The organism is Hugenholtzia roseola DSM 9546, assembly GCF_000422585.1.
Lineage (GTDB): Bacteria > Bacteroidota > Bacteroidia > Cytophagales > Bernardetiaceae > Hugenholtzia > Hugenholtzia roseola.
Genome location: NZ_KE383879.1, coordinates 250,318 through 266,746, shown reverse-complemented (window position 1 = coordinate 266,746; position 16,429 = coordinate 250,318). Strand labels below are relative to the sequence as shown.

The window sequence follows — 16,429 nt, the reverse complement described above, 5'->3', positions numbered from 1 at the left end:
CCTGATAACGGAAAGAACAAGCGCGGTGCAAGCCCTTTTGTCCCTTTCTTTCAACTTTTATCTTTACCTTCTCATACTTTATCAAGGCGATGAGCAAAAAAAATACCGACACAACAACCTCGCAGAGCAAAGAAAAAAATGCCGCACAAGAGGAAAAACGCGAACCACGCTTGGAGTGGTATCTGCTTAGAGTGGTAAGCGGACAGGAACGCAGTGTCAAGCTCTACCTCGAAAAGGAAGTGAATATCAATAAGTTGGGTGAGTATATTGCGCAGGTGGTAGCTCCTACTGAAAAGACTTTCCAACACCGTAGGCTCAAAGATGGCAAGGTAAAGAAAGTAGTCGTAGAAAAGAATACCCTCCCCGGATATGTCTTAGTTCAGACCAACTTAGGACTCTCTAATGCAGGTGAGCTTATTCACCTTATTACAAACGTACCCGGCGTTATCAATTTTTTGCGTGTAGATGGTGAAGCCATTACCGATATGCCCAAGCCTATGCGCGAAAGCGAAGTTAGGAAAATATTGGGCAGGTTAGAAGCCGCCGAAGAAACTACCGCTACCGCAGACGACCTTCACTTTGTCGTAGGGGAGTCGGTCAAGGTGATGGAAGGTCCTTTTGCCTCTATGAACGGCATTGTAGAAAAGGTCTATGAAGATAAAAAGAAACTCAAAGTGAGCTTCAAAATCTTCGGAAGCCGCCAGCAGCCTATCGAACTAGGCTATTTGCAGGTAGAAAAAGTGAAATTTACAGAAAGCGAAGATACAGAATAAATTTGCTTTTGCGCCCAAACCTTGTGAGATGTGAGGGCATAAAAGCAGCGCGGCTCCTTGATGCGTTCTATACTCTTTGAGCCACGTCGGAAAATTGAGCTATGTTGTGCTTCCCAACCTGATAGCTTCGATTTTGCCTTTTCCCAAGAACGCATTTTTGATACAATAAGACCCTCTTACTCGAATTGTATCGCCTCAAATACCTCTTATCGTTTCTTATACAGTCTTCTATACAGTCATGGCAAAAGAAATCAAAGCATACGTAAAAGTGCAGGCTAAAGGTGGTCAGGCAAACCCTTCGCCGCCGTTAGGTCCCGCACTCGGCTCGAAAGGTATCAACATCATGGAGTTCTGCAAGCAGTTCAACGCTCGCACGCAGGATAGAATGGGACAGCTTCTGCCTGTTATCATTACCCTTTATGCTGATAAATCTTTCGATTTTGTTATCAAAACGCCTCCCGCTCCAAACCTATTGATGGAAGCGGCAAAAATCAAAGGTGGCTCTGCCGTTCCAAATCGCGACAAAGTAGGAAGCGTAACTTGGGAACAAGTGCAGCAGATTGCCGAAATTAAAATGCCTGACTTGAACGCCTTTACCCTCGAATCGGCTATGAAAATGGTAGCAGGTACGGCGCGTAGTATGGGTATCAACGTTACGGGCAAAGCACCTTGGGAAAACTAAGCCTTTCCCTATCCTGAAAAAGTGTAGTTGCACTTTTTCGCTTCTCCATAAAGGCTATCTTGGGGCGTTTGTCTGATACAAAGGCGACCAATAATAGCGCGTAGGAGATTGATTTTCAATCGTTATTACTACAAATCTGAATCCGCATCATGGCAAGATTAACCAAAAAACGCAAAGAAGCGTTAGCAAAATACAACCCTCAACAGGAGTATAGCCTCGAACAGGCTGCCGAAATTGTAAAACAAATCAGCCTGACAAAGTTCGATGCCTCTGTTGATGTGGATGTGCGTTTAGGCGTAGACCCACGCAAAGCCGACCAGATGGTGCGCGGCGTTGTAACCCTCCCACACGGAACAGGTAAGCAAGTGCGCGTATTAGCCCTCGTTACGCCTGATAAAGAAGCAGAGGCGAAAGCAGCAGGCGCAGACCATGTAGGTTTAGACGATTATATCCAAAAAATCGAAGGCGGCTGGACGGATATCGATGTCATCATCACGATGCCTACCGTAATGGCAAAAGTAGGTAAGTTGGGACGTGTCTTAGGTCCGCGCGGCTTGATGCCAAACCCTAAGGCAGGTACAGTAACGATGGACGTAGCCAAAGCCGTTACAGAAGTAAAGGCAGGTAAAATCGACTTCCGCGTTGATAAGACGGGTATCGTACACACCTCCATCGGTAAGTCTTCTTTCAGCCCTGCACAGTTGAAAGAAAACGTAGAGGAGCTATTGCAAACTTTGGTTCGCTTGAAGCCTTCTTCTGCAAAAGGTACTTACTTCAAAAGCATTCACCTTACTACTACCATGAGTCCGTCTGTGAAAGTAGACAAAAACTCTATCAAGGGTCTTTAATTCGCCAAACGCTCTAATCCTCTGAAATCATGACTAAAGAAGAAAAAATACAACTCGTTGATGAGCTGACCGAAAAACTTTCGGGTACTACCTACTTTTATATCACAGACACTGCGGGCTTGAGTGTTGCACAAATCAATGCCTTCCGCCGTCTTTGCTTTGAAAAAGGCATTAGCTATCAGGTAGTAAAAAACTCCCTCATCAAAAAAGCCTTAGAACGCTTAGACGTAGATTACGCACCCGTCTATGACCACTTGAAAGGCTCATCTGGTATCATGTTTGGCTCGGAAGTGGGCAAAGCACCTGCCGAAGTCATCAAGGAGTTCCGCAAGAAATTCAACTCTGAAAAGCCCCTCTTTAAAGCGGCTTCCATCGATTCTTCACTCTTTATCGGAGAGAAGAACTTGGAAACCTTGGCTACCCTCAAATCTCGCGAAGAGCTTATCGGCGAAGTGGTTATGCTTATCCAATCGCCTGCACGTCGCGTAGTGGGAGCTATCAAAAGTGGTGGCGGCAGAGTGGCGGCTATGGTTAAGGGTATTGCTGAAAAAGCAAGCTAAACCGCGCCTTTCCTATTCGTATGCTTTAATGATGGCACTCATTTAAAGCCCACGCCTTCTTTTGCTTCCAATCTGTGCCGCCCCTCCGCTTCGGCTCTGTTACAAGCCAAGCACTTTCTTTTCAAACTCATTTCACGAACTCTCTAAATTTCATATCATAATGGCTGACTTGAATGCTATCGCTGAACAACTTGTAAATCTTACCGTTAAAGAAGCTAACGAACTTGCTGACATCTTGAAAGAACAATACGGCATCGAGCCTGCGGGTGGTGGTGCTATCATGATGGCGGGTCCTGCTGCGGGTGGCGAGGCTGCTGCTGCTGAACAGACCGAGTTCGACGTTATCTTGAAGTCAGGTGGTGCTGCTAAATTGGCAGTTGTAAAACTTGTAAAAGACCTTACTGGTTTGAGCCTCACTGACGCTAAGAAATTAGTTGACGAAGCTCCTAAGCCTATCAAAGAAAAAGTAAGCAAAGCCGAAGCTGAAGACTTAGCGGCTAAGTTGAAAGAAGCTGGTGCAGAAGTAGAAGTGAAGTAATTTTCACCCCATTCTGGCAAAACTTTGCTTGTAAAAAAGCACCTTATTTTTCAAATAGGGTGCTTTTTTTGTACCTTGCCCCAAGATGCTATCGCATTACATTATCATTTACCCTTTCCATCTACACGCCTTATGCGCATCTCCTCCCAAACAGTAGAGCAAATCCGAACCGCCCTCCAAATCGAGGACGTTGTGGGCGATTTTCTGACCCTCAAAAGAAAGGGGCAAAACCTATGGGCGTGCTGTCCTTTCCATCACGAAAAGACTCCTTCTTTTTCTGTTACGCCGCTAAAAGGCATTTTCAAATGTTTTGGTTGTGGAAAAGCAGGTGATGCCATTACTTTTTTGATGGAACTGGAAAATATTAGCTATACTGATGCGCTTGTTTATTTAGCTAAAAAATATAATATTGAAATCATAGAGCGCAAGGTTTCGCAAACAGAAGAGGAACAATTGGCTTTTCAGGAACAGGAAAGTTTGCTTATTGTCATGAATTTTGCAACCCAACATTATCATTCCCTTCTGACAAAAAGTCAGGAAGGGAAAGCCATCGGACTTTCCTATTTCAAAGAACGCGGTTTTAATTTACAAACTATTGAAAAATATCAATTAGGTTATAGTCCGGATAGTTGGGATAATCTGTTGCAAGAGGCTATTAAACAGGGATTTAGCGAGGCGAAGTTGGAAAAAGCAGGGCTATTGGTCATAAAGGAGGAGCAAAAAAAATACGACCGTTTTCGAGGCAGGGTCATGTTTCCTATTCAAAATTTGGTAGGCAAAACCATTGCCTTTGGTGCGCGTACCCTCAAAAAAGATGACAAACCCAAGTATCTCAATTCGCCCGAAACCGAGATTTATCATAAAAGCGAAATTTTATATGGTATTTTTCAAGCAAAAAGTGAAATTAGAAAAAAACAAAACTGTTATTTAGTAGAAGGTTATACCGATGTCCTTTCTTTGGCGCAGGCAGGGATTCAAAATGTAGTCGCCTCCTCTGGCACTTCCCTAACCGAAGGGCAAATCCGTTTGCTCAAAAGGCTCACCTCACAAATTACGGTCTTGTATGATGGCGACGCTGCTGGTATTCGCGCCGCTCTTCGCGGTATAGACCTCATTTTGAGCGAGGGCATGGACGTAAAAGTGGTCTTGCTTCCCGACGGCGAAGACCCCGATAGCTATGTGCGAAAACAAGGCGGACTGGCTTTGGAAAATTTTATAGATAAAAATTCAAAAGATTTTATCCGTTTTAAAACAGAATTTTTCTTGCAAGAAACTGCCCAAGACCCACTAAAAAAGGCGCAGGTTATTACCGAAATCGTAGGTAGTATTGCTAAAATTCCTGATGCAATAAAAAGACAGGTCTTTTATCAAACATGCAGCAATATTTTGGGAATAGAAGAAGAAATTTTAAGACAAGAGGGCAGTAAAATCACACAAAAAGAACAGAATAAACAAAAAATAGATAATTTTCAGCATAAAAAAAATGAACCTTTAAGCCCCACTACCCAAGAAGCGGAATCGAAAAAAGCGCATACGCCTGATAAAAATATTTTAAGACAAGAAGAAATTGTGCGGCTTTTGGTGCGATATGGGCAGATGGAATTGGGCAACTTGCGCGTTTGTGAGTATTTGCTCGAAGAAATGGACGGCATAGATTTTTCAAAGCCTGCCTTTCGTCAGATTGTAGAGGCTTTCAAACACAACACCAAAACAGACGCAGACTTGCTCTTGCAATCGCAAGACCCCGAAGTGCGCTATATCGTGAGCGATTTTTTGATGGAAAAGCATGAATTAAGCCCGAATTGGGAAAAAAAGGCAGATGTTTTTGTCCCCAACGAAGTGGATTTATTGGGCGAGGTCTTGCTCAAAAAAGTTCTCTATGTGAAATTACAAATACTAAGAAATCTTTTTCATCAAAATTTAAACAAAATAAAAGAAACTGAAAGCATAGAAGCACAGATGGAACTTCTTGCAATCCAACAAAAAATAAAAGAAGATGAAATGCAGATTGCCAAATATTTGGGAAATGTAATCGCTAAGATATAACTTCAAAAAACAGTCTTAAAAAACAATCTTGAAATGTTTATGTCAATTTTCTAATAAACTTTTGGCTACTGCCAAGATTGTAAGCGGATTTGGGGCTGCTTCGGTGGGCGTATTTTGGATATGATTCAAACTATTGGTGATGCCAAAACGCCGCAACGACTCTAAATTATAGGCTTGCGCTGCCGCTTCGGGCGTATCGTAGAGTCCTAAGTAAATGCGTTTGCCTTTATCGTATAAAACGGCGCGAAAACGGCTGCCATCTTTGGAAACGCCGCGATAAGTGGTTGTGTTTTGGGTCTGATGCACGTTTTGGTGGCGGCGCAGGTCGGACATGGTCGCCCATTCTAAGTTTTCTATCCTACAATCGAGCTTATTGGAATTGAGCATGCGCACGAAAAGGCGTTGGCTGACAGGGGGCTTTTTTACAAACTCTTTGGCTAAAATTTTATGTAAGTATAAAGTTTCTACTTTGCTATTTTTTACAAATTGCAAGACCGCATAGCCTGCCGAATGTAGTCGCCAGCCTTCAGTAAGTGCCTTTGTTTTAAGAAATAAAAAACCTTCTCTACAAATCTTTACTTTTTGAGTTGAATTAGTGAGGGGCAGGTGCATCGAGGGTTCAGATTTAGAGCGAAATTATACAAAATGGGTAAGGGCGGCGGTTTTATTTTTCGCACCTAAAAATACGTTTTTTTGCTCTATTTCGTTTGGGCAAAAGAAGCGATTTTATTACATACGACAATTTTATTGCCATAAAGAAAGGCAGAAGTCTTCTTCCGCACGCATTTCCGCTTCTTCTTCCTCGCTATGGTCGTCATAGCCTAAAAGGTGCAACAAGCCATGCGCCATGACACGCCGAAGTTCGGTTTCGAAAGATACCCCAAAATCAGCCGCATTTTCGCGCACACGCTCTACACTCACAAAAATATCGCCCTCGATGGCGGCAAAATCGTCTTGCTCAATTTTAACCTTATTGATGTCAATAAGTTCAGTAGTATTAACTATTTCAGTTGCCTCTTTTTCGCTGTTATCAAAGGTAATGATGTCGGTAAGGGTATCGTGTCCCAAATATTGCAGGTTCATTTCATAGAGATATTCGTCGCTGCAAAAGATGTAATTGAGCGTCTTGATGGTGGCACGATAAGAAGCGGCGATTTTAGAAAGCCAGACGCGCGTTTGCATAGGACTTTCTATTTCAAAGTTTGTTTGTTCTTGGAAAAAATCTATTTCACCAACAAAAGAGAGGCTATCAGAGGCAGCATTGGGCATATCAGGCTATTAGTTTTTATCGTGCAGATGAAAGATAAGTTCTATTTTAGTACCTTCGTCGTGAAAATATACTTCGTCGGCTAAATTTTTAATGATGTAGATGCCACGTCCGCCGGGGTTGTAGAGATTTTCGGGAGCTGTGGGGTCGGGCAAATTATCGGGGTTGAAGCCTTTTCCTTGGTCTTTGACGATAAAGCGCAGTTTTTTTTCACCAACGAGTTCCAAAGAAAGCTCCACTAATTTATTCTTGTCGCTTTTATTTCCATGTATAATTGCATTATTGACCAATTCGGTAACTGCTACCAACACATTGGCAAAAATATTTTCATTGATACCATACGCATCACGTGCATTTTCGATATAGCTTTCCACCACGCGCACGTTTTCAGTCAGAGAGGGGATTTTTAATGTAAAAGGCTTCATTTTACCAAAATTTACAAGAGAAAGACTTGGATAAGATTAGGATTGCGCTTAGACGCTCGCAAAGATACGCAAATAAAACAAAACAAAAGCAAGCCATTTGGAAAGCCGCCCTTTCGAGGGCAGGCTTCCCAAACGATTAGAGTTTTTTGAAATACTGATTGACATACTGCTTGTAGTAGGGGTGCAGGGCTGGCGGAATGGTTTTGAGCAACTCTATTTGCTTTTCTTTTTCTTTGAGATAGTCGGAAAAATTGTCGTTGGGCGGCACGCGCTTTTTGGTTTTGGCTTGTTCGGCTTCGCGCTCTTTATCGAGTTCGCGCTCTTTTTGTGCCTTTTCCGATTCCAAAAGGCGCGTCATGATTTCTTTCTGCCTTTCGATAAGCTCTTGTGTGATGCGCTTATTGACCAAATCTTCTTCGGTTTTTTCCATCTGTTCGAGAAGCTCACCCATTGTACCATTGCCTTTTGAGCCACCTTCTTTGTCGTCATTTTCTTCGCCCTCTTCGCCGTCGGGGTTATTGGGGTCGCCTTGATTGCCTTTTTGCTTTCCTCCTGCCTTCATCTGCTCCTGTACGGCGCGTCTGATGGCTTCCTGTTCGGCGGCTAATTTGGAAAGTTCTTCGGAAAGGGCGCGTCCTGATTTGCCACTTTTTTGCAACTGCTGAATCCGCTGGTTGAGCGATTGTTGCATCTGCCCCAAACTGGGCTTATTGCCCGGCATGCTACACATCTGCTGCCCCGGCATGCCCATCGACATCATTTGCTGCATCTGCTCTAATACGTCGGATAGCATCAGGGCTAAGTTGTTGATAGAGGTCATGGTGCGCTGTTGCTTTCCTGCGGCGATGTCTGCTCGGCGGTCTTGTATCGATTTTAAGGACTGCTCGATGTAGTCGTTCATGTCGGTAAGTTCGCGCATCACGAAACTTTCTATTTGGAAAGATTTTTTCGCTAAGGCACGCAAACTGTCTTCTACAATTTTGGCATCATCTACCAATTTGAGCTGCTTTTGGCTCAAAACATTAAATTGGGGGTCGCTGGGCGAAAGGTTGCGGAAGCCTTCCATGATGGCTTCTTGGTCAAAAGAGAGTTTGAGCAAATTTTCTAAGATGGCGCGTAAGTCGCCGTAATCTTGCTGCATGGCTTGCATTTCCATAGATTGTGCCATCTGCTGCATCTCTTGTGCCATTTTTTTCATCTCTTGGGCAGCATTTTTTTGCGATTGGGCGGCTTTCTGCTTGTTTTGTTTGCCCAATTCTTGACTGCTTTTCTGCTGCTCCTGCTCAATTTGCTCCTGATTTTGGTCTAAATCGTCCAAATCGCGCTCATTTTGCAGTTCCTCGTTCATTTCTTTTAGCTCCTCCATTTCCTTTTCGAGTTGCTCAAATTCTTGATTGAGGTTGTCTTGTTTTTCTTTTTGCTCTTGGAAGGCTTGATTTTGCTTGTCTTCCTGTTTGGGGTCGGATTTAGCCGCTTGTTTTTCGTCCAATTTTTTGGTTTCTTCGGCAAGCTGCTCTTGTTTTTGTGCCAAATCTTCCAACTGTTGGGCGATGTCTTCCATCTTTTTATCCATCTGCAACTGCTTGAACATTTCTAAGGCGCGGTCGAGTTCTTTTTCTACATTGAGTTGTTTTTTCTCAATTTGCTCTAAAAGCTCCTTCAAATCTTCCGATTTGGCATTTTCCTGCAAAAGTTCGTTGAGCTTTTCATAGAGTTTTTTGGTTTCCTCGTCCAGCATTTCGTCCATGAGCTTTTGGAGTTGCTCGGCTTTTTCGGCTACGCGCTCATTTTTTTTCTGCCCTGCGCGTTCTTCTTTTTCGTTGAGAAGGTCGTTTTCTTGACTCATTTTGTCAATTTTTTTAGAAAGTTCCTCGTGCTTTTTGAGGAGTTCTTCTAAGGCTTTTTTGTCCTGCCAAGAGAGTTCTTTTTTGCCTTTTAATCTATCTTGCATTTCTTTGAGTTTTTCCTGCAAAATTTCGGCTTCTTTAAGGGCTTCATTCATCTGTGCCTCTGCCTGTGAAGCGGCTTGCTCTGCCTCTTGTTTTAGTTCGCGGCTTGAAGGGAGGGCAAAGCGGAAAGTTGCACTGCGGCTGCTTTTGCTACCTCTGATGCCGTCATTGTCCCAGACTTCGGTGAAATATTCTATCTGCTGCCCTGCTTTGAGTCCTAATTTTTGCAATTCAAGCTGATAGAAATACTGCTGACTAATTGCATTTTTATTGTGTGCAATGGGCAAGGTCTGAAATTTCGCCTGCTGATTGGGTGCGTTGGGGTCGCTGATGCGGTAGTGTAGCGCAATTTTAGAAATGCCATAGTCGTCGGAAACCGCTCCGCCAAGTGCGATATAGTCGTACATGAGGGTATCTTCAAATTCGGTAAGCGAAATTTGTGGATACTCGTCGGGAATAACGTTTAGGAAATATTTAATTTCCTCCTTATTTTGGCTATACTGATTTTTGAGTTTGATGTGATAGGCGGTAGAAGTAAGGGCTTTTTTATCATACTCAAAGACAGCTTCGCCTACCTCTTTTGCTGCTTGTGGCAGCGAATCGCTTTCGAAGACAAACGTAATTTGCTCGGTTTCTTTGGTTTGGAAAAGCCACTTAACGCGCGTGCCTGCGGGTATGAGGGCATTTCCTGTGTTTTCTACTCGCTCGTTTTTCTTACCAATATAGGCAGGATATTCTAAAAGCATCTGAAACTGACTGATATGCGGACGCTCGCGCAATAGAATGGTATAGTTTTTAGAAAGATAGCCTTCGCCTTCTAAGGCAAAGTCTATTTGTTTCTGAATTTTATTAAAAGTATAGGTATAAAGCCCGTCAGCCTGCTTTTCCATCTTGATTTTCCTACCCGAAGGCAAATAGATAAAGACATCTTTGGGCAGTGCCTTGCCTTTTAGGTGCGCTTCAAGCGTAAAATCTTCATTTCGAAAAGCCTCTAAGGTCTGATTTTTTAGCTCAAAAGAAAAGGGAGCTTGGGGAGCGTAGCTTTCATTGTAATTGATAAGCCGCTCGGTGCTAACTTTAAAAAGGTCGATGTCTATTAGCAAAAGCGCACCAACGATAAAAAGAGGAAAGATAAGAAAGCGCACATACTTTCTATTTTTTTTGTAATCTATCGCCCTTGTAAAGGGAATGGGCGCAATTTGAGCGGCTTTCTGATTGACGCTGGCTTGCCAAAGGGCATTTCTATCAAAATCTGCCGACTGCCCATGCAGTTGCAAGACATTGAGCAAGCGGTCGTCTATTTCGGGAAAGTGTGAGCCAATATTTTTGGCTGCTTCTACGTCGCTTAGTTGGCGACGCAAGTCGATGAGCCTATAAATCGGAATCAAGACCCAATAAAGCAGCGAGGTAAGGCTAAGGGCAAGGAAGCCATAAAAAAGGCTGGCGCGTAGGGTAGTAGAAAAATTGCCAAAATATTCCAACATGTTCACCACTGCAAACGCCGTTATCAGGGCGCAGACAGCTAAGATGCTTCCCTTGATGAGCATATTTTTGTAGTATTTCCGCTTGTAGGCTTGCAGATTCGCAAATACATTTTCAATGGGCGTAGGCATAGGAAAAATAGAATAGGCGTGTGTTGAAACAAGAAAGGCAAACAAGGCATAAAGGCTTGCTATCTTAAAAACCAAAAGAGGGACTTAGGGTTTTAGATACGTAAAGATAAAAAGATTTGTTGGTTTTTGCACGTTGCGCCCCCAAAAGAAAGACTTAAAAATTGTTATTGCGCTTTCAAAAAAAATCGCCTACCTTACAAGCGCATTTTCTACTAACAGTTTTTCTTTATTTAAAAAAATAAAAATAATAAATGAAAAAAATACGCCATTCCCTCCTATTTTGGGCAATGACCCTCTGGGCAGGGGCATTTTCCTTGTCGGCACAAAAAGTTACAGAGCCGCTGATTTTGGGGCAGACTTTTCGCCTCGAATCTGAAATATTGCAGCAAGAGCGCGGCATCAATCTCTACCTGCCGCCCGAATATAACGAAAATGATACCTTGCGCTATCCTGTTCTCTATCTTTTAGATGGTTCTTTCAACGAGGACTTTGTGCATGTAGTGGGTTTGGTTCAGTTTCTCAATATGTACCAACTTTTGCCTCCAATGATTGTGGTCGGCATTGCCAATACAGACCGCAAACGCGATTTTACCTATCCTACCACGATTGAAAAGGACAAAAAAGATTTCCCTACCACAGGCGGCTCGGCAGCCTTTATCGCCTTTATAGAAAAAGAATTACAACCCCATATTGCGGCGCAGTATCGCACCAACGGCATCAAGGCACTTGCAGGTCAGTCTTTGGGAGGCTTAGTGGCTACCGAAATTTTATTGAAAAAAACGCAGCTTTTTCAGCATTATTTTATTGTTAGTCCAAGTCTTTGGTGGGATAATCAATCTTTACTCAATTATCTAAACCAAAAAAACAAACCTTCCGATTTTACAACTGTGAAAAGCGTCTTTGTAGCGGTAGGAAAAGAAGGGCGCGTGATGGAGGCTGATGCTAAGAAATTGTATCAAAGTTTGCAAAAAATGAAAATCGCGTCACTCGATTTTGCTTTTCTGCCCCAAGAGAATCACGCCACAGTGCTACATCAAGCCCTGTATCGCGGACTAAGAATTTGGGGTAGTAAGCAGGCAAAAAAATAGGAAACCTGTGAGAAAAAAGATAAAAAACACAAAAAAAGCGTGAAAAGACAGTGCGTGAAAAGATAGAAAAAATCTAATGCGCTCGGTTTTTCTCTAAGGTTACTTCTATGTGGCAATAAAATAAATCAGCCTCTTGGGTAGGAAAGGTCTTGACTTCAAGGGGCTGACTGGCTTTGCGTGCCATTTCGATAAGCCCAATATTGCCGCCCTTTTTACCGTCGGTACGCGGAACTTTTCGCTGCTGACGGTAGTAGCGGCGCAGGTCGTTGGGAGAAAGGGAGCTAATGTGCGCACAACGCTGCAAGATGGTGCTGATGTGTTCTAAGTCGGATAAGTTGTTGGCGTGAATGTGGTATGCCTGCTCGGTTTCGACGATAGCAATTAGCCCAAAGCCGATATTTTTGCGCTCCAAAACCGAAAAGCGTTGGTCTTTGGAATATTTGCTAATGTTTTGCGCCAATTCTATCACTACGGCAAAAAGGCGGTTGCCCAACATAATATCAGTTTCGCAGGCTTGGATTTGAGCCGCAATAAAAGAAAGCATTTCTTGCGACATCACGCCATGGAAAGACATAAGGACGTGCTGTTGTAGTAAGTGAGCGTGCAAATGGTCTAAGGGCGCAACTTTCATGTGGGAAAAACGGTGTAGAAGGTGAAAAATGGGGACGCTAAGGTGTCTTTTTCAAAGATAAAGAATAAGTTTGATTTTTGCAAACTATCCTTATCTTTGTTTGAAGATGCGCGGAAAAGCTACAAAATGCCCTTGCTTTTCCAAATCCTGACTTACTAAAAATTCCGACCTACTGAAAAAATAGATAGCCCAATATGCAAAATCCCATTTTCTACTCGAACAAGGCAGATATTGCCTTTGCGAAAATAGAAGCAAGCCATTTAGTTGCCGCCACCGAACAAATCATTGCCACTACAAAGGCAGGTATAGAGGGGCTTTATAGGCAAACAGATACGACTGCCCAAATTGACACTACTACCCTCGATAAAACTTTTGACAACACCTTTGCTGCCTACGACCGCCTTTTGGCTGCCTTTTCCGATGTCTATGGCATCATCTACCTTTTGGCAAATGTTTCGCCCGAACCTTCGGTCTATCAGCAGGCGAATGAAGCCATCTTGAAATTGGAGGCTTTTGCCAATCAGCTTTCCTTAGATGAAAATTTGTATCAGGCTCTAAAAATGTATAGCCAACTGCCCCAACTGCAAAATTTGGAAGCCCCTCAAAAGAAATTTGTAGAGGATACCATCAAAGATTTCGAGCGAAACGGCTTTGCCTTAGATGCCGCCAAAAGAGAGCAATTAGGAATTTTGAAAAATAAGCATGCTGAAATTTCTAATGCTTTTTTAAAAAATATTGCACAAAGCAAAGGTGAACTTATCATAACAGAAGCCCAAACCGCAGGACTGCCCCAAGATTACAAGGCACGTTATCGCAACCAAGACGGCACTTACACCATCACGCTCGACTATCCTGCCTATCAGCCCTTTATGAAGTATGCGCAAGACGACGATTTACGCAAGCAACTCTATTTCAAATACTTGAATCGTGCTTCCGACCAAAATCCCGCTCTTTTGCAAGAAATGCTTACACTCAAAAAGCAAATTGCGCAACTTTTAGGCTATGAAAACTACGCCGACTACCGTCTGGAAAATAGCATGGCGAAAAAAGCCGCTCTTGTTTGGGAGTTTGAAAATGAGTTAGCACAAACAGTGCGTCAGATTGCAGAAAAAGAATTTGAAAAATTAAATCAAATAAAATTAGCGCATTACGAAAAAAATAACCCCCTTTCCGAAGCCGAAAAGAAGGAGGCACAACAGCCTGTAAAGGCGTGGCAATCGTCTTTCTTCACTGAAAAGTTGCTACAAAGCGAGTATCAAGTCGAATCGCAGCAGGTAAAGCAATATTTCGAGCTTCAAAATGTCATCTATGGCATTTTTTCTATCATAGAACGCCTTTTCGAGGTGCGTTTCGTGGCGCAGCAAAATCCTCACGCCATTTGGCACGAAGACGTACAACTCTTTCACCTGCACACTTGGGCAGGAAGCAAAATCGGCACTTTGTACCTCGATTTGTATCCGCGTCCGAATAAATATAGCCATGCCGCTTGTTTTGGAGTGGTAAAAGGTTATGAAAAGGCAAATGGCGAGCGACACCTGCCTATCACCGCTTTGGTCTGCAATTTCCCCAAACCTACTCAAAATCAGCCCTCTCTACTTTCTCACGACTTGGTAGAAACGCTCTTTCACGAATTTGGACATGGCTTGCACCAGCTTCTTTCTCAAACGCCTTTGCATGCGCAGGCAGGCACAAGCGTGGTGCGCGATTTTGTAGAAGTGCCTTCCCAACTTTTCGAAAATTGGGCGTGGGATTACCAAACCCTTTCGCTTTTTGCCAAACACTACCAAACAGGCGAAGTGCTGCCTTTGTCTTTATTCGAAAAAATGAAAAAAGCCAAAAACGTCAATATCGGTTTGCATACCTTACAGCAAATTTTGTATGGTACGTATGATATGACGCTGCACCATCAATACAATCCCGAAGAAGGAAATGCGACACAATTAGGTGAAATTTTCAAAAAACTACAAGCGCGTATTACCTTTTATCAGCCCCTCGAAGGGACACATTTTGAGGCTGCCTTTGGGCATCTTACCAACTATGCAGCGGCTTATTATGGCTATCTTTGGTCTTTGGTCTTTGCAGACGATGTCTTTTCGGTCTTCGAAAAAGAGGGATTGCTCAATCCCCAAATAGGCAAAAAGTACCAACAGACGCTCCTTTCAAGAGGTGGAAGCCAAGAGGCGGAACTTTTATTAGAAAACTTTTTAGGACGCAAGCCCAACAAAGAGGCGTTTTTAAAGACCCTAAAAAGTTTGTAGCGATTAAAAGAGAACAGACTAAATTTTCTATCAGGTTGCTCTACATAAGAAAATTTAGTCTGTTTAAACTCTGTATAAATGCTATTTTTTAGACCATAATTTTATACAAAATCACAAAAACAGCTGCTGCCAATCCTACTGTTACGGGCAGGGTAAGTATCCAAGCCAAAAGGATATTGCGGATAGTGCCGCGTTGTAGGTTTTGCAAGCCATTTGAAGCGACCATACTACCTGCAATGCCCGAAGAAAGTACGTGTGTGGTACTTACGGGCAGCCCTAAGCCTGTACTTAATCCGATAGTAGTGGCGGCGGTAATCTCTGCGGCTGCGCCTTGTGCATAGGTGAGGTGCGTCTTGCCAATTTTTTCGCCAATGGTAAGCACAATTCTTTTCCAACCAATCATTGTTCCGATACCCAAAGAGAGGGAAATGAGCAGCACTACCCAAAAAGGAGCAAAGTCGGTGAAAGGAGTAAGGTCGGCAAGGGCAGTTTTGAGGGTCTTGCGGTCTTGCTCGTCGCTGATAAGGGTTGCATCTTTTACATATTCGCCTACTTCTTTTTTACGTAAATCCTGCAAACGCTTCCTAACAGAAAACTTCATCTTTTGGTCGGCTGTGGCAATGTTCACTAAGTCAGATTTTATACCTTCTATCTTGGCGACGCTGGCGTTCAAATCAGCAGCTTTGAGGCTATTTTTTTCTGCCTGACGTGTGAGAACCTCTTGGATAGTGGTCAGATTTTGACTTACCTGCGTTGGATTTATTTCAGTATTGATTGCATATTGCATAGGTGCGAAGGTGAGCAAGATAACCATTAGCAAGCCCACGCCTTTCTGTCCGTCGTTTGAGCCGTGTGAATAACTAACGGCGGTGCAGGTTAGGATAAGAATACCTCGAATCCAAACAGGAGGCGGGCTATCGCCTTCGGGTTCTTTAAAAATTTTGATGTCTTTGATAAGAATACGCATCAAAAACATCAATAAAATCACCATAGAAAAGCCAAAGGCAGGCGAAAGAAGCAGCGAAAGTCCGATGTCGCTGGCTTTGCTCCAATTTACCCCTGTGCCGCCATGAATGTATTGAAAGCCTAAGCCGCCGCCGATAAGCGAACCGATAAGCGTATGCGAACTCGAACAAGGTATGCCATAGTACCAAGTGAGCAAGTTCCAAAAAATGGCGGTAAAGAGCATGGCGATAATAATGGCGATATTTTCATAAAGCGGTTTATCCATCAAACCATCTAAGGGCAGCAAATTGATAATGCTCATTGCTACGGCAATTCCGCCTGTGAGAACGCCCAAAAAATTCCAAACGCCCGACCAAACTACGGCAGGCACAGGTTTGAGCGATTTGGTGTAAATGACCGTCGCTACGGCGTTAGCAGTGTCGTGAAAGCCATTGACAAACTCGAAGGCTGCCACTGCCACGATACAAACGATAAAGAGGACGAGTGCCGTCGTGCTAAGGTCTGCCGTAGGCAAGATGTCGGAAAGGAAAGCAAGCATAGAAAAGATTTGATTTTGAAGGTGCAAAAAAAGCCCTTTTCGGCAATTTTTATAGCTTTGGCGGTTAAAAAACTGTTAAGTTATTTCATTTCCTACTTTCGCCCTTGCTGCTAACCCAAATTTTACTCGCTATTTTCTAAAAAAAGCCTATTATTTTTGGCTTTCCTGCTTTTCAATAAAGGAATAGCCCTTAAAAATCCAATTTTTCCAAATGCTGCTGCAAGCCCCTTTTCTGATTGGGTTTTTC

At 43.1% G+C, this 16,429-nt stretch carries 14 protein-coding genes; 8 read left to right on the top strand and 6 right to left on the bottom strand.

Annotated features, from left to right (window positions below):
* Positions 1-89: 89 nt before the first annotated feature.
* The 6 genes from nusG to dnaG all read left to right on the top strand — a co-directional run bounded on the left by nusG (position 90) and on the right by dnaG (position 5,447).
* Positions 90-773 carry a transcription termination/antitermination protein NusG gene (nusG, locus tag G500_RS0111620; RefSeq protein WP_086047890.1) on the top strand — a complete coding sequence of 228 codons (684 nt, stop codon included), beginning with the start codon at positions 90-92 and terminating at the stop codon, positions 771-773.
* Positions 774-1,011: 238 nt separating this feature from the next.
* Complete coding sequence (gene rplK / locus G500_RS0111615) at positions 1,012-1,455, top strand: 50S ribosomal protein L11 (RefSeq protein ID WP_027002677.1); 444 nt, start codon at positions 1,012-1,014, stop codon at positions 1,453-1,455.
* A gap of 149 nt (positions 1,456-1,604) precedes the next feature.
* Positions 1,605-2,303, top strand: a complete 699-nt coding sequence (gene rplA / locus G500_RS0111610; protein ID WP_027002676.1) for a 50S ribosomal protein L1 — start codon at positions 1,605-1,607, stop codon at positions 2,301-2,303.
* A 29-nt stretch (positions 2,304-2,332) separates the two neighbouring features.
* The gene (rplJ, locus tag G500_RS0111605) at positions 2,333-2,863 is read left to right on the top strand and encodes a 50S ribosomal protein L10 (protein WP_027002675.1); all 531 of its coding nucleotides are present in this window, start codon (positions 2,333-2,335) and stop codon (positions 2,861-2,863) included.
* A 160-nt stretch (positions 2,864-3,023) separates the two neighbouring features.
* Positions 3,024-3,401 (top strand): 50S ribosomal protein L7/L12, encoded by a 378-nt coding sequence (gene rplL, locus G500_RS0111600; protein WP_027002674.1) that lies wholly within the window; start codon positions 3,024-3,026, stop codon positions 3,399-3,401.
* 132 nt (positions 3,402-3,533) lie between these two features.
* Positions 3,534-5,447, top strand: a complete 1,914-nt coding sequence (gene dnaG, locus G500_RS0111595) for a DNA primase (RefSeq protein ID WP_027002673.1) — start codon at positions 3,534-3,536, stop codon at positions 5,445-5,447.
* Between the two features lie 42 nt (positions 5,448-5,489).
* Here dnaG and G500_RS23335 read toward each other — a convergent pair whose 3' ends face one another.
* From G500_RS23335 to G500_RS0111570, 4 genes are all read right to left on the bottom strand, one after another.
* Positions 5,490-6,059, bottom strand: a complete 570-nt coding sequence (locus G500_RS23335) for an AP2 domain-containing protein (RefSeq protein ID WP_051203494.1) — start codon at positions 6,057-6,059, stop codon at positions 5,490-5,492.
* 132 nt (positions 6,060-6,191) lie between these two features.
* Positions 6,192-6,716, bottom strand: coding sequence for an rRNA maturation RNase YbeY (gene ybeY / locus G500_RS0111585; RefSeq protein WP_051203492.1), 525 nt, complete (start codon positions 6,714-6,716; stop codon positions 6,192-6,194).
* A 9-nt stretch (positions 6,717-6,725) separates the two neighbouring features.
* On the bottom strand, positions 6,726-7,139 hold the full coding sequence (locus tag G500_RS0111580; protein WP_027002671.1) for an ATP-binding protein: 414 nt from the start codon (positions 7,137-7,139) through the stop codon (positions 6,726-6,728).
* A 136-nt stretch (positions 7,140-7,275) separates the two neighbouring features.
* On the bottom strand, positions 7,276-10,701 hold the full coding sequence (locus G500_RS0111570) for a DUF4175 family protein (RefSeq protein WP_027002670.1): 3,426 nt from the start codon (positions 10,699-10,701) through the stop codon (positions 7,276-7,278).
* A gap of 251 nt (positions 10,702-10,952) precedes the next feature.
* Here G500_RS0111570 and G500_RS23330 point away from each other — a divergent pair, with 251 nt between their 5' ends.
* The gene (locus G500_RS23330) at positions 10,953-11,789 is read left to right on the top strand and encodes an alpha/beta hydrolase (RefSeq protein WP_035757181.1); all 837 of its coding nucleotides are present in this window, start codon (positions 10,953-10,955) and stop codon (positions 11,787-11,789) included.
* A gap of 73 nt (positions 11,790-11,862) precedes the next feature.
* On the opposite strand, the gene G500_RS0111555 is transcribed toward G500_RS23330, so the two are convergent.
* Positions 11,863-12,420 (bottom strand): SiaB family protein kinase, encoded by a 558-nt coding sequence (locus G500_RS0111555; RefSeq protein WP_154657132.1) that lies wholly within the window; start codon positions 12,418-12,420, stop codon positions 11,863-11,865.
* A 194-nt stretch (positions 12,421-12,614) separates the two neighbouring features.
* On the opposite strand from G500_RS0111555, the gene G500_RS0111550 reads away from it, so the two are divergent.
* On the top strand, positions 12,615-14,678 hold the full coding sequence (locus G500_RS0111550; RefSeq protein ID WP_027002668.1) for a M3 family metallopeptidase: 2,064 nt from the start codon (positions 12,615-12,617) through the stop codon (positions 14,676-14,678).
* 88 nt (positions 14,679-14,766) lie between these two features.
* Here the strand turns inward: G500_RS0111550 and G500_RS0111545 are convergent, their stop codons facing one another.
* The gene (locus G500_RS0111545) at positions 14,767-16,182 is read right to left on the bottom strand and encodes an inorganic phosphate transporter (RefSeq protein WP_051203542.1); all 1,416 of its coding nucleotides are present in this window, start codon (positions 16,180-16,182) and stop codon (positions 14,767-14,769) included.
* Positions 16,183-16,429: the final 247 nt, after the last annotated feature.

Bases quoted from the DNA above. Each gene is read 5' to 3' on its own strand.
- nusG (WP_086047890.1), top strand. From the start codon at position 90: ATGAGCAAAAAAAATACCGACACAACAACCTCGCAGAGCAAAGAAAAA.
- rplK (WP_027002677.1), top strand. From the start codon at position 1,012: ATGGCAAAAGAAATCAAAGCATACGTAAAAGTGCAGGCTAAAGGTGGT.
- rplA (WP_027002676.1), top strand. From the start codon at position 1,605: ATGGCAAGATTAACCAAAAAACGCAAAGAAGCGTTAGCAAAATACAAC.
- rplJ (WP_027002675.1), top strand. From the start codon at position 2,333: ATGACTAAAGAAGAAAAAATACAACTCGTTGATGAGCTGACCGAAAAA.
- rplL (WP_027002674.1), top strand. From the start codon at position 3,024: ATGGCTGACTTGAATGCTATCGCTGAACAACTTGTAAATCTTACCGTT.
- dnaG (WP_027002673.1), top strand. From the start codon at position 3,534: ATGCGCATCTCCTCCCAAACAGTAGAGCAAATCCGAACCGCCCTCCAA.
- G500_RS23335 (WP_051203494.1), bottom strand. From the start codon at position 6,059: ATGCACCTGCCCCTCACTAATTCAACTCAAAAAGTAAAGATTTGTAGA.
- ybeY (WP_051203492.1), bottom strand. From the start codon at position 6,716: ATGCCCAATGCTGCCTCTGATAGCCTCTCTTTTGTTGGTGAAATAGAT.
- G500_RS0111580 (WP_027002671.1), bottom strand. From the start codon at position 7,139: ATGAAGCCTTTTACATTAAAAATCCCCTCTCTGACTGAAAACGTGCGC.
- G500_RS0111570 (WP_027002670.1), bottom strand. From the start codon at position 10,701: ATGCCTACGCCCATTGAAAATGTATTTGCGAATCTGCAAGCCTACAAG.
- G500_RS23330 (WP_035757181.1), top strand. From the start codon at position 10,953: ATGAAAAAAATACGCCATTCCCTCCTATTTTGGGCAATGACCCTCTGG.
- G500_RS0111555 (WP_154657132.1), bottom strand. From the start codon at position 12,420: ATGAAAGTTGCGCCCTTAGACCATTTGCACGCTCACTTACTACAACAG.
- G500_RS0111550 (WP_027002668.1), top strand. From the start codon at position 12,615: ATGCAAAATCCCATTTTCTACTCGAACAAGGCAGATATTGCCTTTGCG.
- G500_RS0111545 (WP_051203542.1), bottom strand. From the start codon at position 16,182: ATGCTTGCTTTCCTTTCCGACATCTTGCCTACGGCAGACCTTAGCACG.